This window comes from Sulfurimonas sp., assembly GCF_028714975.1.
In the GTDB taxonomy this organism is placed as follows: domain Bacteria; phylum Campylobacterota; class Campylobacteria; order Campylobacterales; family Sulfurimonadaceae; genus Sulfurimonas.
Genome location: NZ_JAQTLH010000009.1, coordinates 75,482 through 102,203, shown reverse-complemented (window position 1 = coordinate 102,203; position 26,722 = coordinate 75,482). Strand labels below are relative to the sequence as shown.

The 26,722-nt window shown below is 35.7% G+C and carries 27 protein-coding genes and 1 rRNA gene; 19 read left to right on the top strand and 9 right to left on the bottom strand.

Annotated elements, in window-relative coordinates; translation table 11 throughout:
• The first annotated feature begins 221 nt into the window (after positions 1–221).
• The 6 genes from rrf (at position 222) to ccoS (ending at position 4,851) form a co-directional block, all read left to right on the top strand.
• Positions 222–337 (top strand): 5S ribosomal RNA (gene rrf, locus PHQ93_RS08955).
• A 316-nt stretch (positions 338–653) separates the two neighbouring features.
• The gene (gene gmhA, locus PHQ93_RS08950; RefSeq protein WP_299943297.1) at positions 654–1,241 is read left to right on the top strand and encodes a D-sedoheptulose 7-phosphate isomerase; all 588 of its coding nucleotides are present in this window, start codon (positions 654–656) and stop codon (positions 1,239–1,241) included.
• 6 nt (positions 1,242–1,247) lie between these two features.
• Positions 1,248–1,772, top strand: a complete 525-nt coding sequence (gene gmhB, locus PHQ93_RS08945; RefSeq protein ID WP_299943294.1) for a D-glycero-beta-D-manno-heptose 1,7-bisphosphate 7-phosphatase — start codon at positions 1,248–1,250, stop codon at positions 1,770–1,772.
• Positions 1,756–2,241, top strand: coding sequence for an asparaginase domain-containing protein (locus PHQ93_RS08940; RefSeq protein ID WP_299943291.1), 486 nt, complete (start codon positions 1,756–1,758; stop codon positions 2,239–2,241). Before gmhB ends, PHQ93_RS08940 begins: the two co-directional genes overlap by 17 nt.
• Positions 2,177–4,633 carry a heavy metal translocating P-type ATPase gene (locus tag PHQ93_RS08935; RefSeq protein ID WP_299943288.1) on the top strand — a complete coding sequence of 819 codons (2,457 nt, stop codon included), beginning with the start codon at positions 2,177–2,179 and terminating at the stop codon, positions 4,631–4,633. Before PHQ93_RS08940 ends, PHQ93_RS08935 begins: the two co-directional genes overlap by 65 nt.
• A gap of 2 nt (positions 4,634–4,635) precedes the next feature.
• A complete protein-coding gene (gene ccoS / locus PHQ93_RS08930) occupies positions 4,636–4,851 on the top strand; it encodes a cbb3-type cytochrome oxidase assembly protein CcoS (protein WP_299943286.1) in 216 nt (71 codons plus the stop codon).
• 44 nt (positions 4,852–4,895) lie between these two features.
• Here the strand turns inward: ccoS and PHQ93_RS08925 are convergent, their stop codons facing one another.
• Positions 4,896–5,180 (bottom strand): cytochrome C, encoded by a 285-nt coding sequence (locus tag PHQ93_RS08925; protein WP_299915953.1) that lies wholly within the window; start codon positions 5,178–5,180, stop codon positions 4,896–4,898.
• Positions 5,181–5,325: 145 nt separating this feature from the next.
• Here PHQ93_RS08925 and rfaD point away from each other — a divergent pair, with 145 nt between their 5' ends.
• Together rfaD and rfaE1 are read left to right on the top strand one after the other, a co-directional pair.
• Positions 5,326–6,336, top strand: coding sequence for an ADP-glyceromanno-heptose 6-epimerase (rfaD, locus tag PHQ93_RS08920; protein WP_299943282.1), 1,011 nt, complete (start codon positions 5,326–5,328; stop codon positions 6,334–6,336).
• Positions 6,333–7,757, top strand: coding sequence for a D-glycero-beta-D-manno-heptose-7-phosphate kinase (rfaE1, locus tag PHQ93_RS08915; protein ID WP_299943279.1), 1,425 nt, complete (start codon positions 6,333–6,335; stop codon positions 7,755–7,757). Before rfaD ends, rfaE1 begins: the two co-directional genes overlap by 4 nt.
• Here rfaE1 and waaF read toward each other — a convergent pair.
• Together waaF and PHQ93_RS08905 are read right to left on the bottom strand one after the other, a co-directional pair.
• Positions 7,754–8,731, bottom strand: coding sequence for a lipopolysaccharide heptosyltransferase II (gene waaF, locus PHQ93_RS08910; protein ID WP_299943276.1), 978 nt, complete (start codon positions 8,729–8,731; stop codon positions 7,754–7,756). The two genes, rfaE1 and waaF, sit on opposite strands and share 4 nt — an antisense overlap.
• Positions 8,732–8,739: 8 nt before the next feature.
• Positions 8,740–9,999: a glycosyl hydrolase gene (locus tag PHQ93_RS08905; protein ID WP_299943273.1), complete on the bottom strand. Its 1,260-nt coding sequence runs from the start codon at positions 9,997–9,999 to the stop codon at positions 8,740–8,742.
• A gap of 58 nt (positions 10,000–10,057) precedes the next feature.
• Here PHQ93_RS08905 and PHQ93_RS08900 point away from each other — a divergent pair, with 58 nt between their 5' ends.
• From PHQ93_RS08900 to PHQ93_RS08885, 4 genes are read left to right on the top strand one after another with little or no spacing between them, the layout of a single operon-like run.
• Positions 10,058–10,429 carry a nucleotidyltransferase domain-containing protein gene (locus PHQ93_RS08900; protein ID WP_299943270.1) on the top strand — a complete coding sequence of 124 codons (372 nt, stop codon included), beginning with the start codon at positions 10,058–10,060 and terminating at the stop codon, positions 10,427–10,429.
• On the top strand, positions 10,419–10,838 hold the full coding sequence (locus PHQ93_RS08895; protein ID WP_299943268.1) for a DUF86 domain-containing protein: 420 nt from the start codon (positions 10,419–10,421) through the stop codon (positions 10,836–10,838). Before PHQ93_RS08900 ends, PHQ93_RS08895 begins: the two co-directional genes overlap by 11 nt.
• On the top strand, positions 10,838–11,800 hold the full coding sequence (locus tag PHQ93_RS08890; protein ID WP_299943266.1) for a glycosyltransferase family 9 protein: 963 nt from the start codon (positions 10,838–10,840) through the stop codon (positions 11,798–11,800). Before PHQ93_RS08895 ends, PHQ93_RS08890 begins: the two co-directional genes overlap by 1 nt.
• 60 nt (positions 11,801–11,860) lie before the next feature.
• Complete coding sequence (locus tag PHQ93_RS08885) at positions 11,861–12,697, top strand: bifunctional 2-polyprenyl-6-hydroxyphenol methylase/3-demethylubiquinol 3-O-methyltransferase UbiG (RefSeq protein WP_299943263.1); 837 nt, start codon at positions 11,861–11,863, stop codon at positions 12,695–12,697.
• On the opposite strand, the gene PHQ93_RS08880 is transcribed toward PHQ93_RS08885, so the two are convergent.
• Genes PHQ93_RS08880 through PHQ93_RS08855 form a run of 6 tightly spaced genes read right to left on the bottom strand, consistent with a single transcriptional unit; the run spans position 12,698 to position 18,117 of the window.
• Positions 12,698–13,477, bottom strand: coding sequence for a glycosyltransferase family 2 protein (locus PHQ93_RS08880; RefSeq protein WP_299943260.1), 780 nt, complete (start codon positions 13,475–13,477; stop codon positions 12,698–12,700).
• Positions 13,437–14,171, bottom strand: a complete 735-nt coding sequence (locus PHQ93_RS08875; protein ID WP_299943257.1) for a hypothetical protein — start codon at positions 14,169–14,171, stop codon at positions 13,437–13,439. Before PHQ93_RS08875 ends, PHQ93_RS08880 begins: the two co-directional genes overlap by 41 nt.
• A complete protein-coding gene (locus PHQ93_RS08870) occupies positions 14,161–15,369 on the bottom strand; it encodes an O-antigen ligase family protein (protein ID WP_299943255.1) in 1,209 nt (402 codons plus the stop codon). The genes PHQ93_RS08875 and PHQ93_RS08870 overlap by 11 nt, the downstream gene beginning before the upstream one ends.
• On the bottom strand, positions 15,366–16,460 hold the full coding sequence (locus PHQ93_RS08865; RefSeq protein ID WP_299943252.1) for a glycosyltransferase family 4 protein: 1,095 nt from the start codon (positions 16,458–16,460) through the stop codon (positions 15,366–15,368). Before PHQ93_RS08865 ends, PHQ93_RS08870 begins: the two co-directional genes overlap by 4 nt.
• Positions 16,457–17,437 carry a lipopolysaccharide heptosyltransferase I gene (gene waaC / locus PHQ93_RS08860; RefSeq protein ID WP_299943249.1) on the bottom strand — a complete coding sequence of 327 codons (981 nt, stop codon included), beginning with the start codon at positions 17,435–17,437 and terminating at the stop codon, positions 16,457–16,459. Before waaC ends, PHQ93_RS08865 begins: the two co-directional genes overlap by 4 nt.
• Positions 17,437–18,117, bottom strand: a complete 681-nt coding sequence (locus PHQ93_RS08855; RefSeq protein ID WP_299943247.1) for a DapH/DapD/GlmU-related protein — start codon at positions 18,115–18,117, stop codon at positions 17,437–17,439. The genes waaC and PHQ93_RS08855 overlap by 1 nt, the downstream gene beginning before the upstream one ends.
• A gap of 116 nt (positions 18,118–18,233) precedes the next feature.
• Between PHQ93_RS08855 and PHQ93_RS08850 the strand changes: the two genes are divergently transcribed.
• From PHQ93_RS08850 to truC, 7 genes are all read left to right on the top strand, one after another.
• On the top strand, positions 18,234–19,943 hold the full coding sequence (locus PHQ93_RS08850; protein WP_299943245.1) for an ABC transporter transmembrane domain-containing protein: 1,710 nt from the start codon (positions 18,234–18,236) through the stop codon (positions 19,941–19,943).
• A gap of 150 nt (positions 19,944–20,093) precedes the next feature.
• Positions 20,094–21,461 carry an oxygen-independent coproporphyrinogen III oxidase gene (gene hemN / locus PHQ93_RS08845; protein ID WP_299943243.1) on the top strand — a complete coding sequence of 456 codons (1,368 nt, stop codon included), beginning with the start codon at positions 20,094–20,096 and terminating at the stop codon, positions 21,459–21,461.
• Positions 21,462–21,463: 2 nt separating this feature from the next.
• Positions 21,464–22,747 (top strand): (Fe-S)-binding protein, encoded by a 1,284-nt coding sequence (locus tag PHQ93_RS08840; RefSeq protein ID WP_299943240.1) that lies wholly within the window; start codon positions 21,464–21,466, stop codon positions 22,745–22,747.
• 5 nt (positions 22,748–22,752) lie between these two features.
• Positions 22,753–23,568 (top strand): prolipoprotein diacylglyceryl transferase, encoded by an 816-nt coding sequence (gene lgt, locus PHQ93_RS08835; RefSeq protein ID WP_299943238.1) that lies wholly within the window; start codon positions 22,753–22,755, stop codon positions 23,566–23,568.
• A 402-nt stretch (positions 23,569–23,970) separates the two neighbouring features.
• Positions 23,971–24,591, top strand: coding sequence for a DedA family protein (locus PHQ93_RS08830; RefSeq protein WP_299943235.1), 621 nt, complete (start codon positions 23,971–23,973; stop codon positions 24,589–24,591).
• A 114-nt stretch (positions 24,592–24,705) separates the two neighbouring features.
• Positions 24,706–26,001: a DEAD/DEAH box helicase gene (locus PHQ93_RS08825; RefSeq protein ID WP_299943232.1), complete on the top strand. Its 1,296-nt coding sequence runs from the start codon at positions 24,706–24,708 to the stop codon at positions 25,999–26,001.
• Between the two features lie 6 nt (positions 26,002–26,007).
• Complete coding sequence (gene truC / locus PHQ93_RS08820) at positions 26,008–26,715, top strand: tRNA pseudouridine(65) synthase TruC (RefSeq protein ID WP_299943229.1); 708 nt, start codon at positions 26,008–26,010, stop codon at positions 26,713–26,715.
• The last annotated feature ends 7 nt before the right edge of the window (positions 26,716–26,722 follow it).

The window sequence follows — 26,722 nt, the reverse complement described above, 5'->3', positions numbered from 1 at the left end:
TTTAGCTGACCAGTACTAATAGTACGTTTGTCTTTTTTTTAGAAACTTAGGTTTCATTTCAAGTTCACTACCTTACTTAGTGTATAAGTATCCTGTAGTAGTTATTTAGTTATGTTGACTTTAACAAGAATACTTTATGCAATAAAATGCATAAAACTTGCTCTAACTTAAGAACAATCATTTTTAAGTACACACAATAAAGTGTATTTAAATGTGATTGTCTAGGTGGCTATAGAGAGAGGGAAACGCCTGGCTCCATTCCGAACCCAGAAGCTAAGCCTCTCATCGCTGATAATACTGATCCTTGCAGGGTTGGGAACGTAGGTCGCTGCCTAGTTGATCATTTCTTCTTACTTAACAAATCACAATTAAATTATTCTTTATAAAACGCTAAATTAAAACATCTAAATAATTCTAACTATTAACTTTTAAAATCATAACTACAAATTGAACTCTCTGAATATTTTTGTTTTTAGATTGCCGCGCTTCTAAAGAAGCTCGCGATGACGAATATGCTCACTGTAAAGTTTAAAAAAAACTGTGGCAGTCCATAATTAGATTTTGCATATGGTATTTGTAATATTTTTAGATATTCTTGAAGCTTTAACAATTGATTATATGGTATTATTTTATATACTATTTTAGGGTGTTATATGAAAAAATATATTAAAGATCAAATAAAAAAATCTTATGAAACTAAACAAGCTATTTATGAAAATGAGGATTTGTTAAACAAAATTGAAGAGGTTTCTAAATTATGTGTAGATGTATATAGAGCTTCAAAAAAAACTATAATTGCAGGTAATGGCGGCAGTGCGGCTGATGCTCAGCATATAGCAGCCGAACTTGTAGGCAGATACGGGTTTGACAGGCCGTCTATCCCATCTCTTGCATTAACTACGGACACATCGTGTTTAACGGCAATCGGAAATGATTACGGGTATGATAAAGTATTTTCAAGACAATTAGAAGGTATGGGGCAAAGCGGAGATATTTTTATAGGAATATCAACTTCGGGGAATTCAAAAAATATAATCAATGCGTTTGAAGTTGCAAAACAAAAAGGTATAAAAACAGTTGCCTTGGTTGGTCGCGACGGTGGAGAAATGGCTAAGATGGCTGATATTGCTCTAATAGTTCCGTCTGAATCTACGCCGAGAATACAAGAGTCTCATATACTTATAGGTCATATAATCTGCGATATTATAGAAAAAGAGATATTTGGCGACGGTGTTAATTAATAGCTGATGAATAGAGCGCTTTTTTTAGACCGTGACGGTGTTGTTAATGTTGAGATAAACTATCTTTATAAAATTGAAGATTTTGAGTTTGTAGAGGGAATATTGAATCTTTGCAAATATTATCAAGATAAGGGTTACATTATAATTATCGTAACAAATCAATCCGGTATTGATAGGGGTTATTACAGCGAGTCAGATTTTAATTTTTTAACTTTATGGATGACTAAAGAGTTCGCAAAACATGGAGTTGAGATAAAAAAAGTCTATTATTGTCCTCATCATCCTGATATCTCTATGGCATGCAATTGCAGAAAACCAAGCCCCGGTATGATATTAGAAGCCCAAAAAGAGTATGATATTGATTTGAAAAACTCTATTTTAGTCGGTGATAAAGAGAGTGATATAGAGGCGGCGTTAAGTGCCGGAATAGTAGAGACTTATCTTTTTGATGAGAAAAAAATTTACAAAGAGTCAAAAGCTACAAAAATAGTTTCAAAATTAGAGGAGATTTACAATGTTAATACTAAATAGCGGTGGAACTTTTAATAAGCAATACAATCCACTAAACGGAGAACTTGAAGTTCCATATAACAACTCTGCAATAGAGAGAATTTTGCAAAGCGTAGAGTCTAAGTATGATGTGGCAGGCGTTATCTACAAAGATAGTTTGGATATGACTATGAGTGATAGAAAAATGCTTGCAAATATTATAATGGAATCAAAAGACGATACATTTGTAATAGTACATGGAACGGATACGATGCATATGAGTGCAGAGTTTTTATCCGAAATCTTTGATGATAGAAAAATCGTTTTTGTAGGTGCTATGAAACCATTTGAAATAGATAATATCGAAGCTAGTTTAAACCTCGGTATGGCAATAGGATTTGCAAAAGCAGTTCAAAAAGTCGGAGTTTATATTTGTATGAACGGCTATGTTGAACCGTGGCACAAGATACGAAAAAATACAAAATTTGGAAAATTTGAAGTTGTCTCATAAGGTTTCTTGTTCTCATTGTCATTTAGAATTTGATCCTTCGGTAATGATAAAGGATAAAGAGCATTACTTTTGTTGCGGCGGCTGTCAGAATGTATTTCATCTGCTTTGCGATGAAAAACTTGATAGTTTTTATGAAAAAAGTAAAAACCAACTACTCTCTCCGCCGTCTGAAAATTTTGAAGACTCTTCAATTTTTGATACGCCCTCTTTTTATAATAAATTTGTTAAAGTAAATAGTGACGGATTTTGTGAAGTCTCTCTCATTATAGAGGGTATTCACTGTTCGGCTTGCGTATGGCTTAATGAAAAAGCACTCAATAAGATGGATGGCGTTATAGAAGCAAACATAAACTTTACAAATAACAAAGCAACAATTGTATGGGCGGATGATGTCGTTAAATTATCCGCAATTATAGATATGATACGCTCCATAGGTTACAATGCATTTGCGTATGACTCATCGGCGCAAGAGATACATGCAAATAGAGAAAGAAAAGCATACTACTTAAAAATGGCGGTTGCTATATTTGCATCAATGAATATTATGTGGATTGCGGTTGCGCAGTATGCAGGATACTTTAGCGGAATAACTCAAGATGTAAAGACGATACTCAATATTGCAGAGGGTATACTCGCAACACCGGTGCTTTTTTATAGCGGCTGGGTCTTTTTTAGAGGTGCATATTACGGTTTAAAGACAAAAGTCGTAAATATGGATTTGCTTGTAGCAACGGGGGCTTTGCTTACTTATCTATATTCAATTTATATAACTGTTTTAGGGCGGGGAGAAGCATATTTTGACTCGGTAAGTATGATTATTACATTTGTTCTAATCGGTAAATTTTTAGAGGTTTTAAGTAAAAAAAGCGCTGCGGATGTGCTTGATAAAATAACAAAAAATATACCTACGGATGTTAAAATTATCAAGCAAAATAGTATAGTAATATGCAAATTAGATGATGTTATAATCGGAGACATAGTAGTAGTATCTTCAGGAGAGAGAGTTTTGCTTGACGGAGAGATAGTTAGGGGAAGCGGCTTTTTTGATGAATCTAGCTTAACGGGGGAGAGCGAACCTGTATATAAAAGTGTCGGCATGAATGTAGTCAGCGGTACTACAAGCATTGATGCCGATATTCATTTTATGGCAACAAAAGATTTTAAACACTCAACTTTATCAAATATTGTTACTCTTTTAGAATCTGCCATAAATAAAAAACCAAAAATAGAGCTGATGGCAAATAGATTGTCCGAATATTTTTCAACCGCTATTTTAACACTCTCGTTTATAACATTTATTGTATGGTGGATATATTCAAGTAGTTTTGAGATATCTTTTATGGCAAGCGTATCTGTAATCATAATAGCTTGTCCGTGTGCTTTGGCTCTTGCTACGCCTGTCGCAACCTTAGTCGGACTTGGTTTAGGGGCTTTACGAGGTATACTTTTTAAAGAAGCGGCGGGGCTAGAGAGTATGGCAAAAGCGGATACTCTAGTTTTGGATAAAACGGGAACTGTTACGGTCGGAAAACCTGAAGTAATTAGTGAAAGTATCTATAAAGATTTTGATAAAAAATTGCTCTATTCGCTTGTTAAATCATCAAATCATCCCGTTGCAAAAGGAGTTGCAAAGTACATAAAAGAGCAGGATGAAAAGATAGATGAAATTGTTTTTGACGAGTATATTCAAATTCCGGCAAAAGGGATAAGAGCAAAATACAAGGGTGCAGAACTTTTAGGCGGAAATTTAAAATTATTGCAAGAAAACAGTCTAAATGCAGAAGTTTTGATGGAAGAGACAACATTTTATTTTGTAGTCGATAATGAAGTCGTAGCGATGTATGAACTTAGAGATAAGATAAAAGATGGTATCTCGGAGTTGATGGAAAATATGCTTAAACATAGTATAGAGGTTGTACTTTTAAGCGGAGATCACGAAAATATCACTAAAAAAGTAGCTCTTGAAGTCGGCATAAAGAATTTTATGTTTGAACAAACGCCGCAAAATAAAGCTGAATTTATAGAGAAACTGCACTCTGAAGGTAAGAAAGTAGTTATGGTCGGAGACGGCGTAAATGATATCTTGGCACTCGCGTCAGCTGATATAGCGATTGCTATGGGCAGCGGAAGCGATATAGCGGTTGAAGTCGGAGATGTTGTTCTGCTTGATGATTCTCTAAGATCATTAAGTGATGCTTTTAAAATCAGTCGTACGACATTTGGATTAATTAAACAAAATCTGTTTATATCGTTGTTGTACAATGCGCTAACAATTCCTTTGGCAATGACGGGATATGTTATACCTCTTTTTGCGGCTATTTCTATGTCGTTTAGTTCGCTTTTGGTTGTGGGTAACTCTATGCGAATTCGCCATAAATGGGTAAGGAGTTAAAAATGGACAATTGGGTAATTGCGATGATGCTTGGTGTCTCTATATTTTTAGGTGCGCTTGGACTTTTTGCATTTTTATGGGCAGTTAAAAACGGGCAGTTTGATGATGAAGAGAAGTTCTTAAACGGTGCCAAATTTGACGGTGAAAATGAGCTAAATGATGCCGTTAAACGAGAGGAAAAAAAAGAGAATCTGAAGAGAAAGTATAAACCGGAATAAAATTTAAAAGAGGATAAATTGCCCAAAAGGGCAATTTAGGTAAATTATTTACCTACAGTTTTAGAGAATGCATCTAAATCAGCATCGCTGTATTTAGAAACTTGACCAGCCATAAGACCTTTCATTGGTCCGCCGTATGTACCAGCTTTGTAACCTTTAAGAGCTGTAGCGATATCAGCGTGAGTCATCTCAGCAACATTTTTAGATTTACCTAGAGCAGGTTTTGTCCAGTCAGCACCGTGACATCCTTGACATGCACCAGCTTCTACAGCAGCCATTAAAGCAGTAGTTGCAGTTAAAGCAACGATTGATAAAACGATTTTTTTCATAATTTTCTCCTTGAATTTTTTTAATTTCGGGCAAATTATAGTGATTTTACTCTTAAATAGATGTTAATAGAGTATCTGTTATTATTTTGTTAAAGTTATTAGTGTACATAAGGTAACAAAATAAATATGATTGGTAGTTAAGCAGATGAAATATATAGAAAATAGTTTAAAGAACAAGACGATTTTGATTACGGGTGGTGCAGGGTTTATAGGCTCAAATCTGGCATTTTACTTTCAAGAAAACCATCCTGAAGCCAGAGTTGTCGTGCTTGACAGTTTTAGAAGCACCGAGTTGTTATCTAACGGAAATCTTAAAAGTTTTGGGCACTTTAAAAATTTAATAGGATTCCGCGGTGAGGTAATAAGCGGCGATATAAACGATAAAGATTTACTGCTAAATTTGGAGACAAACTATAAATTTGACTATATTTTTCATGAAGCCGCTATCTCTGACACTACCGCGCTAGAGCAAGATTTGATGATAAGAACAAATGTTAATGCTTATAAAGATTTGTTAGACCTTGCCTTAAAGCACGGTGCAAATATGATTTACGCATCATCTGCGGCAACTTACGGAAATGCGCTCTCACCTCAGAGAGTAGGGTATGAATCGCCGCAAAATGTTTACGGTTTCTCAAAACTCTGCATGGATAATTTGAGCCGTGAATATATGGGCAAAAGTGATAGTAAAATAGTAGGACTTCGCTATTTTAATGTTTACGGCGCAAGAGAGTATTTTAAAAACACAACCGCATCTATGATTTTGCAGTTTGGTCATCAGATATTATCCGGTAAAAATCCACGATTGTTTGAAAATAGCGATAAGATTTTAAGAGATTTTATCTACATAGAAGATATCATCCAAGCAAACATAAAAGCGATGAATCCAAAAGAGAGCGGAATTTTTAATGTCGGAACGGGTAAGGCAAGAAGTTTTCAAGATATAGTGGATATTTTACAGAATGAACTTGGAACTACTCTGCCTTGCGAGTATATCCCAAATCCGTTTGTCGGGAGTTATCAGTTCCATACAGAGGCGGATATCTCTACAACAAAAGAGGCACTTGGGTATGAGCCGTGTTTTGAGATGGAAGAGGGCATTCAAGCTTATGTCGGTGAAATCAGAAGAATTTATGAACAAGAAGTGAAAAAATGAAAAATTTTAAAGGTTTGCATCCTCGTATTTTGGTTGTCGGTGACTTGATGATAGATCACTATTTGTGGGGCAGTTGTGAGAGAATCTCTCCTGAAGCGCCTGTGCAGGTTGTCGATATTGCAAAAGAAACAACTGTTCTAGGCGGTGCCGGAAATGTGATAAACAATCTTGTATCTCTTGGAGCGAAAGTTTGGGTAAGCAGTGTTATAGGTGATGACGATATCGGTGTTGAACTTGTCGGTATGCTTCGCTCTCTTGATGTCGATACCTCAAATATAGTTACTCAAAAGGGTAGAAAAACATCAAAAAAAAGTCGAGTAATAGCCAGTTCGCAACAAATTTTACGATATGACAAAGAGAGTAAAGAGCAGATATCAAAAATTTTGGCAGATGATATTGTAAGTTCTTTGCAAGATGTTATTTGCAACTATGATGCGGTAATACTTTCCGACTACGGCAAGGGCGTGTTAAGCGATGAGCTATGTCAAGGGATTATAAAACTTTGTTCAAAAAACAGCGTAAAAGTTTTGGTTGATCCAAAGGGGAGTGACTATAGCAAATACAAGGGTGCATATCTTCTCACGCCAAATAAAAAAGAGGCGATGATGGCTACTAAAATAGAGATAAAAGATAAAATCTCACTTGAACAGGCTCTTTTAAAACTTAAAGGAGAGTGTGAACTGGGTATCTCTATGATTACTCTTTCAGAAGACGGGATAGCGACTTATGAAGATGAGATGAAGATTTTTCCGACCGTTGCAAAAGAGGTTTTTGATGTAACGGGTGCGGGAGATACGGTTATAGCTTCCATTGCATATGCTCTGAGTGCCGGTGCAAATATAGATAAAGCCGCATCATTTGCAAATCTTGCAGCAGGTGTGGTTGTGGGCAAAATCGGCTCGGCAACCGTTACGCTTGACGAGATAGAAGAGTATGAAGCAACTCTGCATAAAAGCACTTCAGACGCACATATAAAGAGTTTTGATGAGATAAAAGAGATAGTAGAGCGATATCGCAGAATTGGTAAAAAGATAGTCTTTACAAACGGCTGTTTTGATATCTTGCATGTCGGACATGTGAAGTATCTCCAAGAGGCAAAGAGTTTTGGAGATGTTTTGATAGTAGGACTTAACTCTGATGCGTCTGTAAAAAGGCTCAAAGGTGCATCAAGACCTATAAATGTGGCAGAGGATAGAGCTTATCTTTTGGCGGCTCTTGAAGCTGTTGATTTTGTCGTGCCGTTTGAAGATGATACGCCTTATGAGCTTATAAAAATGATTTCCCCGGATACGCTTGTAAAGGGTGGCGATTATGAAGGTAAAGAGGTAGTTGGAACCGAGTTTGCCGGCGAGTTAAAACTTGTTGATTTTGTAGATGGAAAGAGTACGACAAAAACTATACAGAGGATACAGGAGAGTTAAAGTTTTAACTCTCTTACCGCCTCTACAACCTCATAGGCTGTAATGCTCTTCATACACTCATGATGACCAAGAGGACACTCTCTTTTAATACACGGTGAACACTCCAAATCATGTCTTACAATCTTACCTTTTTCATTCATCCATGGATATGTTTGTTTGTACTCTGTCGGTCCAATTATAGCTATTGTAGGAGTTTGATAAGCAGCGGCAATATGCATAGGTCCGCTATCATTTGTAAGCATTAGTGAACATCCGCCGATATATGCACAAAGCTCTTTAATATTTGTCTTGCCTGCTAAGTTAATATAGTTTGTTACACCTAAAGATTTTAGATTTGACTCTATCTCATTTGCAATGTCAATTTCATTTGGAGCACCTAAGATTACTATATCAAACTTGTTGCTATACTCTTTTGCTACTTGTGCAAACCGCTCCGGATACCATCTTTTTGCAGAGCCATAAGCGGCGCCGCCATTGATGCCCATGGTAGGCTTATCAAATTTTTTTGCATCTATATGGAGTTTAAGATTTGATGTTTGTCCATTCCAACTAGGTGTGTTAATCATCGCAAGTTGTGCATACTGCTGAGCTAGATGTTGGGTATATTTTGATATTTTAGGCGTATGTGAGAGTAAAAACATAGAGTGCCACGATTTTTTAGCAATACAAATTACTGAACCTGTAAATTTTAAAAGCAGAGTTGAATGAATTTGGTTTCTAAAAGTAATAGCAAAATCAAATGCTCCTAATTCACGGGCAAGTTTATAGGTAGCCAAGAGTCTGCTTGAGCTTTTTTTTGTCTCATCAATTACGGTTTTTTCACATTGAGGATGATACTTTATAGCTTCAATAGAGACATAACTACCGACAAATGTAAATTTGGCATCCGGATAATGTTGTGATAAAAGTTCAATGGCAGGAGTTGCCATAACCGTGTCCCCAAGCCAGTTAGGTAAAATTATTAATATTTTCATGGTTGTTATTATACCGCCTCTTTTATGTAAATATATATCGGTGATGAACCTATGTTTATTTTTTCGCTTTTTATTATCTCTCCATCACGAGAATAAACTTCAAAAATATCTTCATTTTTTATAGTTGTCGGTTTGAGCGACCAGTGGATCTGAAGCAGTTTGTTGTCAACTAAGCATTGAAGTATATGGTAGTCTCGTTTTATGTCAAATCTTAGAAATTCGGCATTTTTTAATGTTTGAACCATAAATTTATATGTTGCATATGCAGAGCGTTTTTTAATACCGTCTCTATTGTCGACAAGCCCATACCCAGCAGCAATAAGCTGATGCCACGATACGGAATCAACCTGCCCGGAGGCAAAAGCAAGTAGATAGTATCGTAACATATAATCCGCATAAAGCTCTTCGTTAACACACTCATATTCGCTTGTCGGAGCGTACGGAGCGGTACCGCTTATAGGCCAGTTTGTTTCTGTAATGTAAAGCTTATGCTTGCTTTTAGGACTTAGCCAAACCATTGTTCCCAGAAGTGCGATTTTGTCTTGTAAAGTAAAACCCATCTGCATATTTTCAGGTGCACCTCGTCTGTCTACGTATAGAAGTGAAGAGATTCCGTCATAACAGTAGTTGAAAAAGTTAAAAAGTGTGTGAGCGGTAAAGTGGTATTCAAAATCTATAACTCCGCTACCGATAAGTTTGATGTGAGAAAATTTTGAGATTTTCAGATCATAGGCGACTTTATAAAACCTGCTATACTCATCGACGCTAAAAAATCCCCATTTTGCTCTGTTTATGGTTGAACCTATTTCAAAAATATCTACATATTTGCCGAGCGCGCTAAAAATAGTCTCTAAATCTTTTTGCAAAAGTGACAAATCTTCTATATGTTCTCTATCTTGCATGATTTTAAGGGTTACTTTTTTATCTTGGCATAGAAGAATGAAATTTTTTAAAAGCGGTAGTTTTTCCATCTCCCAAAGCTTCAAACGCAGTAAAATCTTATCCACTCCAAGCTCTTCTATCATCATAAGTGTTGCTTGCGGCTCTCTCTCAAAGTCAACACCTATGCAAAAAAAATCGTTTGAGTTTATCTTTTTTCTTTTTACAAAGGGTGTCATCAAAAGCGAGACGGGTAATACAAAAATAGAGACAAGAAGAGTTTTAAGTAGTGAGCCAATTTGACCTTTTCTCATCTGCTTTTTGTAGTTTTTATCTTGTAACGGATATGGTTGATCGGAATAGTTATCCCAGATGTATGGTTGTTTCATAAGGCGAATTATAACCTTTTTGAGATAAAATGGTTCTATTTTTAAAAGGGGAGTTTTTGTGACACAATCTATAATAAAAAATTTATTGATACAAAAGCTACAAACTCTTGCTAATGTTGAGTTCGCATATCTGTTTGGTTCTTATGCAGAGGATTTACAAAAAGAGTCAAGCGATATAGATATTGCCGTTTTTTTAAATAAAACAGATTTGGATTCGCAGCTGCAGTTAAACTATGAGCTCTCAAAATTTCTAAAAAGAGATGTTGATTTGTTACTGCTTAACAGTGCAAAAAATCTCTTTCTTTTAGAGGCAGTTTTAAAAAAAGGTGTTATTTTAAAAGATTGTGATGAAAGAGTTGATTTTGAGCTTAGAACCGGACATGATATATTGGATTATAAAGAGTTTAAAAGAAGTATAGATGCAGCGTAGAATTTTAAAAAAAATAGAAAAAATTAACTACTATTTAGATCTTTTGGATAATTATAAGGATGATTGCAAAAATAGATTTTTAAGTGACCCGATGTATGAGGGAGCACTTCTTCATTATCTCTATTTGGTAAGTGATGGCTCTATATCCTTAGCAGAGATGGTCATAAAATATAAAAATTTCGAATCAGCACAGAGCTATTATGAAGCCATAGATATTTTGGGTGAAAATGGAGTTTTGCCAAGAGAGTTTTCATATGATTTTGCAAAAATAGCATCATTTAGAAATTTTTTAGCACATGATTATGAAAAGATAGATTACTTAGTTATTTGTGAAGATGTTTTAGCAAAGCTTGGTGATATAAGGAAATACCTCTCTTATATTCAAAAAGTTATTTCGAGAGAGAATTAATGAATATTCTTGTAGTACGCACAGATAAATTGGGTGATTTTGTAACAGCTCTTCCTGCTATATATGTTTTAAAAAATCATAACCCTCAAAATAGAGTTATTGTATGCGTTGCTCCGTTAAACAAAACTTTAGCACAGAGCTGCGACTTTATAGATGAGGTTATAGTTGATGATGGCGGAAGTTTTTGGGGATTGGTTGCAAAGCTAAGAGAAGCAAAAATAGATGCCTCGATAACTCTTTTTTCAAATACGCGCGTCGCTCTTGCTCAGTTTCTGGCAGGGATTCCAAAACGAATTGCACCTGCAACGAAAATAGCTCAAATCTTTTATACTTCAAGAGTGGTGCAGAGACGAAGCGAAGTAAAAATGGCTGAGTTTGAGTACAACTTAGAGCTTACAAAGGCTCTTTTTAGCGATATAACTTTAGAGTATAAAAAACCGCTTTTAGAGTTTATCGATGCGAAAGAAATTTATAGAGTTTTTTGTGCAAATAACGATATAACAAGAGAAACAATAGCTTTTCATGTGGGATTTGGCGGTTCAAGCGATGCAAACTGGTCTTTGGATGAGTATGAGATTTTAATCCGCGCAGTTGTAAAACAGGATAGATATCAAGTTGTTTTAACATTTGGTCCTGATGAAAAAGGGCTTTTTGAAGAGATGCAAAATAGACTCTTTGATGTAAATGTAGTTTTTTATCTCTCGCTTGAAGGATTGGTCTATTTTGCAAAATTAGTGAGCAATTTTAAACTCTTTGTCTCCACTTCAACCGGAACTTACCATATAGCCTCTTTGGTAGGAACTCCGACTATGACTTTTTTTGCAGACAATCTTTTTGCAAGCGCTAAGCGATGGAAAAGTATTGGAGATGAAAAACTGCAAAAGCACTTTATGATACCTTATGATAAAGAAAAAAGAGAAGAGTTATTTGAAGAGGTAAAAAAAGCATTGCTTTGTTATTAATTAAATATAATGTTGCGAACAGAGATTGTGATAAATATAAAAAAAAAGGTATCTTAATTTATGAATAAATATGAGTATGATTTCCCAAAAAAGGGAATTAATAAATATACAACCCAGTATATAAGAAATTTACCGGATCTTACGGGTAAGATAGTCTTAGATATCCCATGCGGTGATGGAAGAGCGAGTTATGAGTTTAAGAAAAAAGGTGCAGAAGTAAAAGCTTTTGACCTTTTTCCGGATTTTATGAAACTAACAGACATTGAGTCTAAATATGCTGACTTGTCAGAAGAGTTACCCATAGAGAGCGAATCAGTAGATTATATTATATGCCAAGAAGGCATAGAACATATACCAAATCAGCTAAAAGTACTCCAAGAGTTTAACAGAGTTTTAAAAAAAGATGCAATTCTTTTAATAACCACGCCAAATGATTCACAGATTAAAGTTAGAATGTCAAATTTTTTACTAGAAACTGATTTATGGAAAAGAATGCCTCCTACAGAGGTGGACAGTATATGGTTTGCCGAAAATGATACAAATAAATTGTACTATGGTCATCTGTTTTTGCTTGGAGCACAGCATTTTCAAACTCTGCTTACTCTCTCTGGATTTAAAACCAAAAAACGAATAAAGACAGATTTTAGTACATCTTCGCTAATTCTTGGAGTTGTCTTTTACCCTGTTTTGGCAGTAATGACTTTTCTTGCATATTTTTTATATAAAGATGAAAATAAACATGTAGAAGAGAAAGCAAGAAAAAGAATCCTATTTGATAGAGCTATTTTAAATCTTTTACCTACAACTCTATTTAATAAACATATATTTTGGGAGATTAAAAAAGAGAGCAATAATATAGAAACAATTTCTAAACTAAGACAAATGTATAGAACTTAACTATAGTTTTTGGTTTAGTTCATAAAGTTTTATATATTTGTAAAAATTTGTAGCCATATGGGAAAATGCTATCACTAAACCAGCGTAGCCATCTAAAAAACCTCTTTTTATAAAGTAGGTTTTAAAAAATGAAAACAGACCGTTAAAAAAGGCTTTGCTTGGAGATGAGCTTTTTTTACCCACATTATCATTTGCAAATGCGCTCGAGTAGCGGTCAAGTTTGATAATAAAGTCCGTGATAGTGGCGTATGGATAGTGTTTTACACTGCCCTTTATCGGTACTACGCCAAAGCCATTTTCAATCACTTTTTCATGCACTTTTTCATCCGTAAATGCCGTTTTAGTTTTGTTAAAGAGTCTGACTATAATGTCATTTCCCCAACAGTGCTTTACTTGGGTATTTTTATAGTAGTTTTCTCTTAGGATGGTGTATATATTTTTATCGTTTAACTCTATGGAGGTTAGATTTTTTATAAACTCATCCGATAAAACTTCATCTGCATCTAACGACAGTACCCAATCATTTTTTGCAAAAGAACAAGCCAGATTTTTTGTGCTGCCAAATCCCAAGAACTCACCTTGAAAAATAGTAACATTTGAGTATTTTTTTGCAATCTCTAAAGTTTCATCCGTTGAGCCGTTGTCGTATAAAACAATATCCTCAAAATATTTTAGAGAGCCAAGGGTTGCATCTATGGTAGTGGCCGCATTTTTTACGATAATAACGCATGAAATGTTTTTAATCGACAACTGCTTCTCCTCGTAATCTTTTTTTTGCATTTTTTCTATCTTTATGAGCTTGTGACTGTTTTAGTGCGGTTTTAACACAACTATCTTCATCGCTGTTTATCAGCTGGCAATACTCTTTTATAATTGTTTTTAAGTCCTCATCTTTTGCCCAGAGTTTGGAGAAATTTTTGAGCCTTTCCTCTAAGCTAAGAGGTTTAAACTCCATTCGGTTAATGTCTACTATTTTAAATATATAAGTGCCGTTTTCTTCTTTAATCAAAATATTGCCCGGTGAGTAGTCAAGATGAAAAATACCTTCTTCGTGAAGTTTGTATGTAAACTCCGCAAAAGCCTTAAATACCGCATCTTTTTTTGGAAACTCTTTACTGACAAGAGGCTCTCTTATCGTAAAATCATATTTGAAATTTTCGCTTACAAAATAGCTTTCATCGATTAAACCAAATTTTTTAAACTCTATATATCCTATGGGTTTTGGTACAAAATCTTTTATCTTTATACTGTTCTCATACGACTTTTTTGCTTTTGAGTCTTTAAAAAATGTATAGACTATTTTATTTATTATGTTTGGAATTTTAAAAGATTTTACAACCAAACTCTCATCCTCGAAATCGATGATTTTTATCTCGTTTCTTGCTTTGTGAATTGAATTTCTTGAATCATTAAAATATGTTCTTATCTTTTTTAAGAAATCAATATATCTATTATCGATTGATTTAAACTTCATTTTCTATCCTATGTTGTGCTATAAAAATTCCTGCAAAAAAAGCAAGGAATGCGGCTGAAAACTGTTCATGAAACATAGTTTCTACTAAGCTTGAAATTGAGTAAACGCTTACGAAAACAATCATCATGTTAAAATAGTATTTATCTCTAATATCGAGTTTTAAGATACTATAAAAGAGCATTAGATATAAAAACAACCCAGCTATTCCCAAATGAACTGCAACTTGTATATAAAAGTTATGATAACTCGGCATCTTTGCAACGCAATGCATATCAGGATGGTTTACCAAGATACTCTCTTTTAGGCTATCCATCTCACTTGTAATCCCAATTCCGAGTATTGGGTTGTTTAGAAAAATTTCGCTTCCGATACTCCAAGCGCCAAATCTTAGACCGATTGAGGTGCAGTAATCTTTTTTGTTTATTAATTCTTCTATATTTGATATGCCGATATCAACTCTCTTTTTAAAGTTTGGGCTAAGTTGATATGATGTGTAAAAAAGTGATAAAATTAAGAAAAGTATGCCAAAAAAAGCCAAAACTCTATTTTTTATATTTAAAAAACCAACTAAAAAAATAGATACTGCAAATGCCGCTTGACCTGTTCTCCCGGCATTCACAAAAAGATTTATAGTTGTTGTTAAAAAAAAGACAGAGTAAAATATTTTTATCTTTACATTTTCTTCATAAAATATTTTATTTAAAAGAAGCAGTGATGTAAATGCCAAAAACATTGAGTACTGAATATGATTTATAAAGGGGGTTGGAAAATCAACTGTTGCATTTTTAAAACTCCACAGCTCGAAAAACACACCATAAGAGATAACCTCACTTAACAGCATACCTGCTAAAAATGCAGAAATTGCGTGTATGAGATATTTTTTCTCTATTGCAGTGGCAATGACTAAAACAAGTATAAAATACCAATATTTTCTTATGTAGTAGATACCACTGCTAATATTTTCAGACCAAAGCAGAGAGAGTATATTAAAACTTATAAAAGCTAGGAGATAAAAAATAGCCCTGTTTGATTTTATAAAATCTATTTTTTTTCTAAAATCGTTTGAAAATAGCCATAAAACAAATAGCAGTGCTGTTAATACTGATATGCCACCCCTTGATATGGGCAATAAAAATGCATACAAAACAAATAGATAATTAATATAATTGTCTATAGCTATGTTTTTAAGTTTAATCATTTCGTACTGTCTAAAAGCGAGTTAAAAAATTTGTCAAACTTCTCTACGGTAGTTCTGTGCGACATCTTATTTTCAATGGTATAGGCACAATTTTTTGAAAATTCTTGCAGTTTTTGGGGCGAGTTATAGAGTTCTATGATTTTTTTTGCGATTGCATCCGCATCTTTTATAGGAACTATAAAACCGTTAAAATCGTCCTCTATGATTTCCGAATTTCCCTCAATCGCCGAAGCAATTACCGGTACATTTGCGGCTAATGCTTCAAGAATAACTCGCGGTAAACCCTCTTTGCGGGTTGATGCTTGAACTAAAACACTACATGAGGCTATGATTTGCGGTGCATCATTTCTAAATCCACTTAGATGAATTCTCTCTTGCATACCGCAATTTTTTATCTCGGAGATATAAGGCTCTTGGGAGATATTTTCGCCGATTAGAATGATGTGGATATTTTCAAATTTTGCCAACTCATAAGCAGCCCTTAGCAGATAGATAAGCCCTTTGTGTGGTCTGACATTTGCGACAAAAGCGATATTGAAGTTGTTTTGATTTGTCCCAAACTCTTCAAGATTTATAGGCTTTGTGTTATACCATGAAACTTCATGTCCTTTGTAGATAGTTTCAACTTTTTTTGACTGACTAAGTATCTGTTTTCTTACATGTTTACTCACGGCTTCGGAGACGCAAATAACGCCGTCAACTCTTGGATTTAGTGCATTTAAGTATGAACTTGGATCATGTCTGTAAAGTCCGCCTGTCGTTCCTCTGTATGTTACGAGTTTTACTTTGGTGCCTATGCAGGCAATTACGGCATTTGAGATTGATTTTGAGTTTGTCGCATACACAACATCAATATTGTATTTTTTTATAGTATCTCTTATTTTTATGATGGTGCTTGGCGAAATCTTTTTTTTATAGTGAGTATCAATTACTCTTATGCCTTGCTCTTTAAATCTTGAAGCGTATGCGCTGTTCTCTTCCGTCATAACTGTTATGTCGTAACCGAATTTTAGAAGTGAAATATATATTTCGGCTTCTGGTCTTACGCTGTTGTATGAGCCGTCAGTGGCTGTTAGTACAAGAAGATTCAATTTAGAAGTTCCTTTGCTATTTTTATAATCTCGTCTGCTTCTATCTCACAAATAGAGAAGTCGTTTTTGTTTAGTTTGTAGTGATTTACAACACTTGAAGATTTTACGACTCTGTTTATTGGCGTGATATAGACGCGATTTGTCGGAGTCGGACCGAATATGGTGATTGAGGGTACATTTAATCCCCACGCCATATGAGTCGGTCCCGTATCGTTTCCTATAAGCAGAGAACATTTTGAGATAACATATTTTAGCTCATCTAGCGAGCCGCGAGGCAGTATATGTAAAAATTCGGATTGTTCCTGCATCCAAAGAGCTTTTTTATGCTCCTCTTCGCTTCCCCAAACTATGTAAGTTTTAGTTTTTAATGCCTTGGCAATCTCTACAAACTTCTCTTTTGGATAGTTTCTGCTCTCCCAAGTTGAGCCGATAACAAACAAGTTAAAAATCTCGCTTAAGCCCTCTACCGGTGAAGAAGAGAAGAGAAACTTCTCTTTATTTATGATTTTTTCGCTCGTTGCTTTTATGCCGAGCGGTTCGCAGATGACGGTTGCATTTCTATCAATCGTGTTTGCATCATAAGCGATGCGGATTTTTTTGTTGTAAAAAAGAGACGCAATACCCTCCCGAATTGACTCTTTGTCAAAACCTGCAATGATTTTTGCTCCTATGATTCTGGCTACGATTGCGGATTTTAAAAGTCCTTGTGCATCTATGACGATATCGTAGTTGTTTTTTGAGTAATTTTTTAAGATTTTGTACTCTTTAAAAATATTGCTCTTTTTCTTTTTTATGGACTTCAGGTTTATCGGTAAAATATTGTCTATGTGTGGATTATTCTCAAGGATACCCTTAAAATTGCTCTCGACTACCCAGTCTATCACCGCATCAGGAAGCTCTTTTTTTATAAATTGTAGAGCGACCATGGCATGAATGATGTCGCCCATGGCAGATAATTTTACTATGCATATTTTCATTAATTATGCCATCTTATATCTGTTTTTAAAACTTTTGCACTATTTCCACCAATTACACTGTGTTTAATGCCATTGAAATTTTTAGTTATCGTTGTGTTTGCTGCAATAATGCACCCATCATCAATATATGTATTTTTAAGTATAAAACATCTAGCACCTATCCATACATTATTTCCGATAGTAATCTCTGTCGGTTCATTTATAATATTATTATTTATATCTAAAATAGGATGATAATCACTATCCATAATTATAACTTGCCATGATATCCTAGCATTGTCTCCGATACTTATTTTTTTATTGCATAAAATTATAGTATCACCGGTTATACCGAATCTATCTCCGGCATTAAAAATAGCTTCTTTATCTATAATAAACTTTGAACCTAAGCCTATTTTTGCTCTGCCTTTAAAGTTTACAATGCCATCAATTTTTAAGATAGTTCTGGTGTATTCATAGTCTATGTGTTCAGCTCCGCCAAAGCCTATTCGAATAATGCCTGTCTTTACTTTAGCGAGATTTACTTTTCCATTTAATGATATAAGTTTAGTTTTATTTGAAACAATTATAGGTAGTTTTACAGCTTGATTAAAAGGCAAAAGTCTAAAATTTACATAAATACTTTTTGGAAGCCCAAATAGGTATTTAAGCATATGTGATATTTTTCTTAATTTTATCATTATTCTTATAGTTATAATCCCAATAAATTTATGTAATAATAGCATAATCGGATTGAAATTAATTGTTATTGTTTTTTGGGTAAAATTCACTCCAAATTAGAGCATTGGAATAGTTATTGAAAAAAATTTTAAAACGCTATATGCCATTTATAAAAGAGTATAAGTTACAATATTTTTTAGTACTTATCGGCATTATTTTAACCGTAGGTGCGACAACAGCAACGGCTCATATCATGAAGCCGCTTATGGATGAGATGTTTATAGAAAAAAAAGAGGAGATGCTCTACTTCATCCCTCTTGGGCTTGTGGGAATATACTTTTTTAAATCACTCGGCAGGTATGTACAGTCAGTTTTTATGAACTATATCGGTCAGCACATTATCACTAGATTTCGCGAAATGCTCTTAGAGAAAATCATCAACCTTGATATGGCGTTTTTATATCTAAATCGCAGCGGCGAGCTGATTTCCAGAGTTACTAACGATATAGACAGAATAAGATATTTTGTCTCAAATATGTTGCCGGAGTTTTTTCGCGAGAGCTTAACCGTCGTCGCACTTCTGGGTTATGTGATATATTTAAATCCCGTACTTGCTTTTTACTCTCTTATCGTCCTTCCTGTAGCGGTTTATCCGATTTTGCTTATCGGCAAAAAGCTCAAAAAATATTCTCGCCGTTCTCAAGAGAAAAATGCGGATGTTCTTAGCAGACTTACCGAAGTTTTCAACAGCAGTGAAATCATAAAAGCAAATGCGACGCAAAAGTTTGAATTAGGGCGTTTTAGCATTCAAAACTGGCAGTTTTTCAAGATAAATATGAAGTCCGTTTATGTAGGAGATATAGTTTCTCCTTTAATGGAGATTGTAGGCGCAATGGGGCTTGCGGCGGTTATTTTTGTCGGCGGGCGAGAAGTCTATAACGGCAATATGAGCGTGGGCGAGTTTACGGCTTTTATAACTGCAATCGGACTTGTTTTTCAGCCGATTCGCCGTATAGGTTCTATCTACTCAAAGATTCAAGATGCCGTAGCTGCAAGCGAGAGAGTTTTTGAAATGCTTGATATGCAAAATAAAATTGTTGACGGAGATAAAGTTTTAGAAGATGATATAAAGCATGTAGAGTTTAAAAATGTAAAGCTAAAATATGATGACTCTTATGCTTTGGATGATGTAAGCGTAGATATAAAAGAGGGTCAAAATATCGCTCTTGTCGGAGATAGCGGGGGCGGGAAAAGTACATTTATAAATATGCTTCTTCGTTTTTATGATCCAAACAGCGGTGAAATACTCGTAAACGGTACAAATATAAAAGAGTTTACGCAAGACTCCCTAAAATATCATATCTCTTTGGTGACGCAAAGAATTTATATTTTTCAAGATACTTTGGCGGCAAATGTAGCATACGGTCAGGAGATTGATGAAGCAAGAGTTAAAAATGCGCTTGTTTTGGCAGATGCGTGGAGTTTTGTAGAGTCGCTGGAAGAGGGAATACACACAAAAATGGAGGAGTTCGGCTCAAACCTCTCAGGCGGACAGAGACAAAGAGTGGCAATCGCCAGAGCAATATATAAAGATGCCTCTTTGATACTTTTTGATGAGGCGACATCGGCACTGGATAATGAGAGCGAAAAGAGGATTCAGGCTGCTTTAGATGAGTATACAAAAGATAAAATTACCATAACGATTGCTCACAGACTTAGCACGATAGAGCATGCGGATAAGATTTTGGTTATGCAAAAGGGCAGGATTATAGCAAGCGGAAAGCATAGCGAACTTTTGGAGAGTTGTGAGGTTTATCAAAGATTAGCGGGAAAACTTCAAAAGTAGGAGGAGGCTCATGACTTCCCCAACCTTTGCCGCTCCGTTAAACCAACAAGCGATACTCACAAAAAAATTATAACATAAAAGGTAAACTTTATCAATATTTCAACACTTTTTAGAGATAATCGCCTTAATTATAAAAAATGGACTATTAATATGTTAGATTTTGCAAAATTTACAAAGTACTCAAAACCGGGACCTCGTTATACAAGTTACCCTACAGCGTTAGAGTTTAGCGATACATTCGGGTATGACGAGTATATAAAAAAGTTAGAACAACAAGATCCCGCTCGTCCTCTAAGCCTATACTTTCACCTCCCTTTTTGTAAAAATGCATGTTACTTTTGCGGGTGTAATGTCGTCTTTACTTCTAAAGAGGATAAGATGGTTCGCTACATCGACTATCTAAAAAGAGAGTTAAAAATACTTGCTTCGTATGTAAACTGCAACAGAGAAGTGATTCAGATGCATTTTGGCGGCGGAACTCCTACTTTTTTCAACGCCCCGCAATTAGAAGAAGTTATAAAAGAGATAAAATCTTTTTTCCCCAATTTTGTAAAAGATGCCGAGATAAGCTGTGAGATTGACCCTCGCCACATAAACGAAGAGCAGATGAGAGTGCTAAGCCAAAACGGTTTTAACCGCGTGAGCTTCGGTTTGCAGGATTTTAACGAAAAAGTTCAAACTGCCGTTCATAGAATTCAGCCATACGCCATCACAAAAGATGCAATGGATTTGGCTAGAAAATACGGTATGCACTCAGTCAATGTCGACCTTATTTACGGGCTTCCGTTTCAAAATCTAGATACATTTAAAGAGACTCTTGAACTCTCCCTTACACTTAATCCAGACAGATTTGCGGTATTTAACTACGCGCATGTGCCTTGGATGAAAAAAACCATGCGTAAAATCGATGAGACGACTCTTCCTCTGCCTGATGAAAAGCTTCGCATAATGCAGCATACCATTAATTTTTTAACTTCGCACGGGTATAAAATGATAGGGATGGATCACTTCGCAAAGCCTGAGGATGAACTTTTCAAAGCGATAGAAAAAGGCGAACTGCATAGAAACTTTCAAGGATACACTACAAAAGGCGGGGCCGATTTGGTAGGCGTGGGGCTTACTTCCATCGGTGAAGGAGTGGACTACTACGCTCAAAACACAAAAGAGATGAGAGAGTATGAAGACTCAATTGATGCCGGCAAACTACCGTTTGAGAGAGGTATCGTTTTAAACAAAGATGACCAGATTAGACAATTTGTAATAATGGAACTTATGAGCAACTTTAAACTTGATATAAAAAGATTTGAAAAACTCTTTAACATTGAGTTTAAAACATATTTTGCAGATGCTATCGAAGCTTTAAAACCGTTTGAAGATGATGAACTTTTGAGCTTAAGCGATGATTTTATAGAGTGCAGCCAAACGGGAACACTGCTCATTAGAAATATTGCGATGCCTTTTGATGCATATATGAAAAAACATGCCGCAAACGCAAAAACATTTTCTAAAACGGTTTAGCGATGAGTAAAACAGCACAAGAAATTTTCAACTTCGGTGCCACTACTGATGAGTGTATAAAGTGCGGAAAGTGTATCCCCGTTTGTACCATTCACAATGTCAATGCCGATGAAGTTACTTCTCCGCGCGGTTTTTTAGACCTTTTGGGAGCTTATCAAAGAGGTAATTTAGAGTTAGACTTAAATGCAAAAGCTATCTTTGAGAGCTGTTTTTTGTGTACGGCTTGCGTTGAGGCTTGCCCGAAATCGCTTCCTACCGATATGGTTATAGAACAAGTTCGTGCCGACATAGGAAAAAAATTCGGTATAGCATGGTATAAAAAAGCTTTCTTTTTGCTTCTTCGCCATCGCTGGCTTAATGATATAGCATTTAAGCTAGGCTGGGTATTTCAGACATGCGGATTTAAGATTCAAGCAGATATCGACTCTATGAGCTCTCGTTTCAATCTGCCGATGTTAAGAGCAGACAGACTTTTACCGAGCCTCAGAAAAACTTCGTTTTTAAACTCGCATGAAGAGAATATAAACAACGGCGGCAAAAGAAAAGTAGCTATTTTTATCGGCTGTTTGGGTAACTACAACTATGTAAATGTCGGAAATTCGCTCTTAGAGATATTGGAGCATTTAGGCATTGACGCATTCTTGGCAAAAGACCAAAAGTGCTGTTCCGCACCTGCTTACTTTACGGGTGATTTTGATACGGTTGACTACAATGCAAAGTTTAATATTGAGTATTTTGAAAGCTTTAGCAAAGATGTTGAGGCTATCATAGTTCCCGAAGCTACATGTTCGGCAATGCTAAAAATCGACTATGAACACTACTTTCATGACCAACCGGAGTGGAAGGCAAGAGCCGTTGCGCTTAAAGGTAAAATTTTTATGGCGACGGAGTGGCTGCAGCACCATACACAGCTTGAACAGCTCTTGGCTTCAAAGAAAAAAGATACGAAGATAGTCACATATCACGACCCGTGCCATGCAAGAAAAATGCAGGGAATCCACAAAGAACCGCGAAATCTTATAAGTCAAAATTACGGTTTAGTTGAGATGAGTGACCCTAACAGCTGTTGCGGATTTGGCGGTGTTACTATGCAGAGCGAGAAGTACCACTTTGCGAAAGCTGCAGGTATTCCAAAAGCGGATATGATTAAAAAAACGGGTGCCGATGTAGTAAGTTCGGAGTGCAGCGCATGTCGTATGCAGATAAACGCTTCTATGAATTATGTAGATGCTACGCAAGTTTTTAAAAATCCAATCGAGCTTATCGCCGATGCGTTAAGAAATTAGTCCAAATGTCGGCATGGAATAGAATATACGAGACATTTGACCCCGTAGCTTTTACTTTTTTTATACCTGTTCATTGGTACGGGCTTATGTATGTTTTAGCACTCCTGAGCGCGCTTTATCTAGGAAAATATTTTATCAAAAAAGATAACTTGGATTTCAAAGGTAAAGAGATAGATGCTTATTTTATCTATGTAGAAATCGGCGTTATTTTGGGTGCTAGGCTTGGCTATATCCTTTTTTACGATACACATACGCTATATTATCTCTCTCATCCGTGGCAGATATTTAACCCGTTTGTAAACGGCGAGTTTGTCGGTATTCGCGGTATGAGTTATCACGGTGCGGTTTTGGGCTTTTTGATAAGCACTTACATGTACTCTAAAAAACATAAAATCGAGTTTGGCAAGATTATGGATTTGGTCGCCATTAGCGTGCCTTTGGCATTTGTTTTCGGGCGCATAGGAAACTTCTTAAATCAAGAGTTGATAGGTCGCGAAACCGACGTTAGCTGGGGTATTTTGGTAGACGGCGTGCTCCGCCATCCTTCACAGCTTTATGAAGCGGTTTTAGAGGGTTTTGGAGTCTTTTTAGTCGTATACATCTACAAAAAATATCAAAAATTCAGCGGAGAGTTGATTTTAGTCTACGGAACAAGTTACGGACTATTTCGCGCAATAGCCGAGATTTGGCGCGCACCCGATGTTCAGATAGGGTATGTTTGCTGTAATGCGATAACTCAAGGGCAGGTTATGAGTTTGGCAATGAGTTTAGTAGGAATCGTTGCATGGTTATATTTTAAAAATAGAAGCGTAAAAAGTTAGATATCTGTTTTTTTGCCGTTACCGTTGTTGCGTAATTCTTTATCTTTTTTAACAGAATTTATGAATTAGATTTCTTTTGCATAATCTAGATCCTTAATCAAGCTTAGGATGACGAAAACTCATAAATCTCGTCATTGATAAACTTGTACCGCAAGGGTATTTCCTTTGGTCATTTAGAATCTATTTTTTTTAGTCATGCAAGAAGCCTATTATATCAAAATAACTTATTATGAAAATACGTGACAATTAAATTATAAATTTAATTTGAGACAACTTGATATAACCTAAAATTAACATTTCTTTGATTATAATGACCTTCTTTAATAATAAATTTTTTCTATAAATATAGTATTTAAGAAATTATTTTATTTTTTTTTAAACATTGATAAACTAAGGGTGTTCGTGGAACAGTTATTGATTGATTGGTTAAAAGAGTACGGCTATATAGTTCTTTTTGCCTGGAGTATTTTAGAGGGCGAGATTGGGCTTGTAATGGCTGGCATTATGTCTCATACGGGAGATATGTTTTTACCGTTTGCAATATTTGTCGGAGGACTCGGAGGCTTTGCCGGAGATCAGATATACTTTTATATCGGAAGATTTAACAAAAAATATATTCATAATAAAGTTCGCTCACAGCGTACAAAATTTGCACTTGCGCATTTGCTTCTTAAAAAATACGGTTGGCCGATTATTTTTGTTCAGCGTTACATGTATGGGATGCGTACGGTCATTCCTATGGCAATCGGGATAACGAAATATTCAAGCCGTCAATTTGCTATAATAAATTTTATCAGTGCCGTTGCGTGGGCATCAATTACGATTATTCCGGCTTATTTTTACGGAGATGAGCTTTTAGATCTTCTTAAGTGGATGAAGGCTCATTGGTATTTTGCGATTCCGTTTGCTATTTTTATTATTGCTACTTTACTGTATAATCTTAATAAGTTTGAAAAAGGGCTTATAGAAAAGCGCAAAAATCGTCGAAATTCGGTAGACTTCTCACAAAACGACGAGAAGTAATCTGCCTTATAAAAGGCAATCTTTTCTAAAGAAATTTCATTTTGTGCCCGTGCGGCTAGCGTGGTTAAAGGGATTTTATTCCTTTGGCGTTTAAAAATAAGTAGGTAATTAAATATGTCATTTGAAAAATTGGGGGTCATAAAACCCATTCTTAGCGCAATAAAAGATTTGGGCTATGAAAAACCTACTACCGTGCAGTCAAGAGCGATTCCTTTAGTTTTAGCAAAAAGCGATATTTTTGCAACAGCTCAAACAGGAACCGGAAAAACTGCTGCATTTGGGCTTCCTATGCTTCAAAGGCTTAGAAATATACCCTCAGAGGGCAGAGTAATAAGAGGTCTTATCATCTCTCCTACGCGCGAATTATCTATCCAAATATATGAAGATTTGCAAAATTATGCAAAAAATATGAGTCTAAATATTGCTGTTTTTGTCGGCGGCAAAGATCTTGAGACGCAGCAGAGGATTTTAAAAGAGGGCGTTGATATAGTTATAGCAACACCCGGCAGGATAATGGAGCATGTAGATAAAGGTTTAAACCTTTCACATGTGGAGATTTTTGTTCTCGATGAAGCCGACAGAATGTTAGATATGGGTTTTATGAAAGAGATAAGAAAGATTCATCCCCTCTTGCCAAAAAGACATCAAACACTCCTTTTCTCGGCTACATACAGCGACAAGGTTAGAAAACTCTCAAAACTTATTCTTACAAAACCGGAGTTTATAGAAACATCTAAAAAGAACTCAACGGTAGACACCATCAACCAAGTGGTTTATTTGGTAGATACCGACAAAAAAGCGGCACTTTTGGCATATATAATCGGTTCAAGAAATTTTAGACAAGTTCTAGTTTTTACCAGAACAAAAGCAAGCGCTGACGAGTTGGTGCTTGAGCTTAAAAAAGACGGACTAAAGTGCGGAATAATTCACGGCGATAAAACTCAGGCAAATCGCTTAAAAACCCTAAATGAGTTTAAAGAGGGAAAAATAAAAGTTCTTGTTGCTACCGACATCGCTTCAAGAGGTTTAGATATAGAAGAGTTGCCGTTTGTCATCAACTATGAACTTCCCTCAATTCCTGAAGATTATGTTCACAGGGTAGGGCGAACTGGGCGCGCAGGGCGAGACGGTATGGCTATAAGTTTGATTGACATTTATGAGAAGTATGACATAAAAGATGTAGAGAGACTTATCGGGATGAAAATTCCCCAAGAGGTCGTAAAAGGTTTTGAGCCTGATCCTACCATACGCAGAAAAGATCAAGAAGAGCTAAAGCTAAAGAGCGAGCATAAAAAAGTAGAAGTAAAAAGAGTAAGAAAACCTTACAAAAAACCAGATGTTGCTAAAAAAGATGCCTCATATAAAAAACCTGTAACTACAAAAAAAAGAAAAACGACAAAACGAGATTAGTAGATATTGTTAGAAATTTTATATAAAGATGAGTTTTTAGTAGCTATAAATAAGCCTAGCGGGCTTTTAGTTCATCGCTCGCCGATTGACAGACATGAAACAGAGTTTGCCGTGCAGATTCTTCGCGATCAAATAGGACAGTTCGTCTATCCCGTTCATCGTTTAGATAAACCGACTTCCGGAGTTTTGCTTTTTGCACTTGATAAAGAGAGTGCAAGGCTTATGGGTGAGCAGTTTATGTCAAGAGAGAGTCAAAAAAGTTACATTGCGGTTGTCCGCGGTTATGCTGATGAGAGCGGTGTTATAGAGCATGCTTTAGTAGAGAAGCTTGATAAAATTGCAGATAAAAATGCATCAAAAAACAGGGAAGCTCAAGAGGCAACTACGGAGTATGAGAGATTAGCGACGGTTGAACTTCCCTTTGCCGTGGGAAAGTATGATAAAACCCGCTATTCGCTCGTAAAACTTCATCCGCTAACTGGGCGAAAACATCAGCTTCGCCGTCATATGAAACATATTTCTCATCATATTTTAGGCGATACGAAGTACGGGAGAGGTGAGCATAATAAGTTTATACGAGAAGAGTTTGGCTGCCATAGAATGCTTCTGCATGCACAAGAACTTCAAATCAGACATCCATACACAAACGGGATGTTAATCATTCAAGCACCGCTAGATGATACATTTGAGTCTATATGCAAATTGTTTAATTGAACCTTTG

Excerpts from the sequence above, each read along its gene's own strand:
- gmhA (WP_299943297.1), top strand. The coding sequence starts at position 654 with ATGAAAAAATATATTAAAGATCAAATAAAAAAATCTTATGAAACTAAA.
- gmhB (WP_299943294.1), top strand. The coding sequence starts at position 1,248 with ATGAATAGAGCGCTTTTTTTAGACCGTGACGGTGTTGTTAATGTTGAG.
- PHQ93_RS08940 (WP_299943291.1), top strand. The coding sequence starts at position 1,756 with ATGTTAATACTAAATAGCGGTGGAACTTTTAATAAGCAATACAATCCA.
- PHQ93_RS08935 (WP_299943288.1), top strand. The coding sequence starts at position 2,177 with ATGTTGAACCGTGGCACAAGATACGAAAAAATACAAAATTTGGAAAAT.
- ccoS (WP_299943286.1), top strand. The coding sequence starts at position 4,636 with ATGGACAATTGGGTAATTGCGATGATGCTTGGTGTCTCTATATTTTTA.
- PHQ93_RS08925 (WP_299915953.1), bottom strand. The coding sequence starts at position 5,180 with ATGAAAAAAATCGTTTTATCAATCGTTGCTTTAACTGCAACTACTGCT.
- rfaD (WP_299943282.1), top strand. The coding sequence starts at position 5,326 with ATGAAATATATAGAAAATAGTTTAAAGAACAAGACGATTTTGATTACG.
- rfaE1 (WP_299943279.1), top strand. The coding sequence starts at position 6,333 with ATGAAAAATTTTAAAGGTTTGCATCCTCGTATTTTGGTTGTCGGTGAC.
- waaF (WP_299943276.1), bottom strand. The coding sequence starts at position 8,731 with ATGAAAATATTAATAATTTTACCTAACTGGCTTGGGGACACGGTTATG.
- PHQ93_RS08905 (WP_299943273.1), bottom strand. The coding sequence starts at position 9,999 with ATGAAACAACCATACATCTGGGATAACTATTCCGATCAACCATATCCG.
- PHQ93_RS08895 (WP_299943268.1), top strand. The coding sequence starts at position 10,419 with ATGCAGCGTAGAATTTTAAAAAAAATAGAAAAAATTAACTACTATTTA.
- PHQ93_RS08890 (WP_299943266.1), top strand. The coding sequence starts at position 10,838 with ATGAATATTCTTGTAGTACGCACAGATAAATTGGGTGATTTTGTAACA.
- PHQ93_RS08885 (WP_299943263.1), top strand. The coding sequence starts at position 11,861 with ATGAATAAATATGAGTATGATTTCCCAAAAAAGGGAATTAATAAATAT.
- PHQ93_RS08880 (WP_299943260.1), bottom strand. The coding sequence starts at position 13,477 with ATGCAAAAAAAAGATTACGAGGAGAAGCAGTTGTCGATTAAAAACATT.
- PHQ93_RS08875 (WP_299943257.1), bottom strand. The coding sequence starts at position 14,171 with ATGAAGTTTAAATCAATCGATAATAGATATATTGATTTCTTAAAAAAG.
- PHQ93_RS08870 (WP_299943255.1), bottom strand. The coding sequence starts at position 15,369 with ATGATTAAACTTAAAAACATAGCTATAGACAATTATATTAATTATCTA.
- waaC (WP_299943249.1), bottom strand. The coding sequence starts at position 17,437 with ATGAAAATATGCATAGTAAAATTATCTGCCATGGGCGACATCATTCAT.
- PHQ93_RS08855 (WP_299943247.1), bottom strand. The coding sequence starts at position 18,117 with ATGATAAAATTAAGAAAAATATCACATATGCTTAAATACCTATTTGGG.
- hemN (WP_299943243.1), top strand. The coding sequence starts at position 20,094 with ATGTTAGATTTTGCAAAATTTACAAAGTACTCAAAACCGGGACCTCGT.
- PHQ93_RS08840 (WP_299943240.1), top strand. The coding sequence starts at position 21,464 with ATGAGTAAAACAGCACAAGAAATTTTCAACTTCGGTGCCACTACTGAT.
- lgt (WP_299943238.1), top strand. The coding sequence starts at position 22,753 with ATGTCGGCATGGAATAGAATATACGAGACATTTGACCCCGTAGCTTTT.
- PHQ93_RS08825 (WP_299943232.1), top strand. The coding sequence starts at position 24,706 with ATGTCATTTGAAAAATTGGGGGTCATAAAACCCATTCTTAGCGCAATA.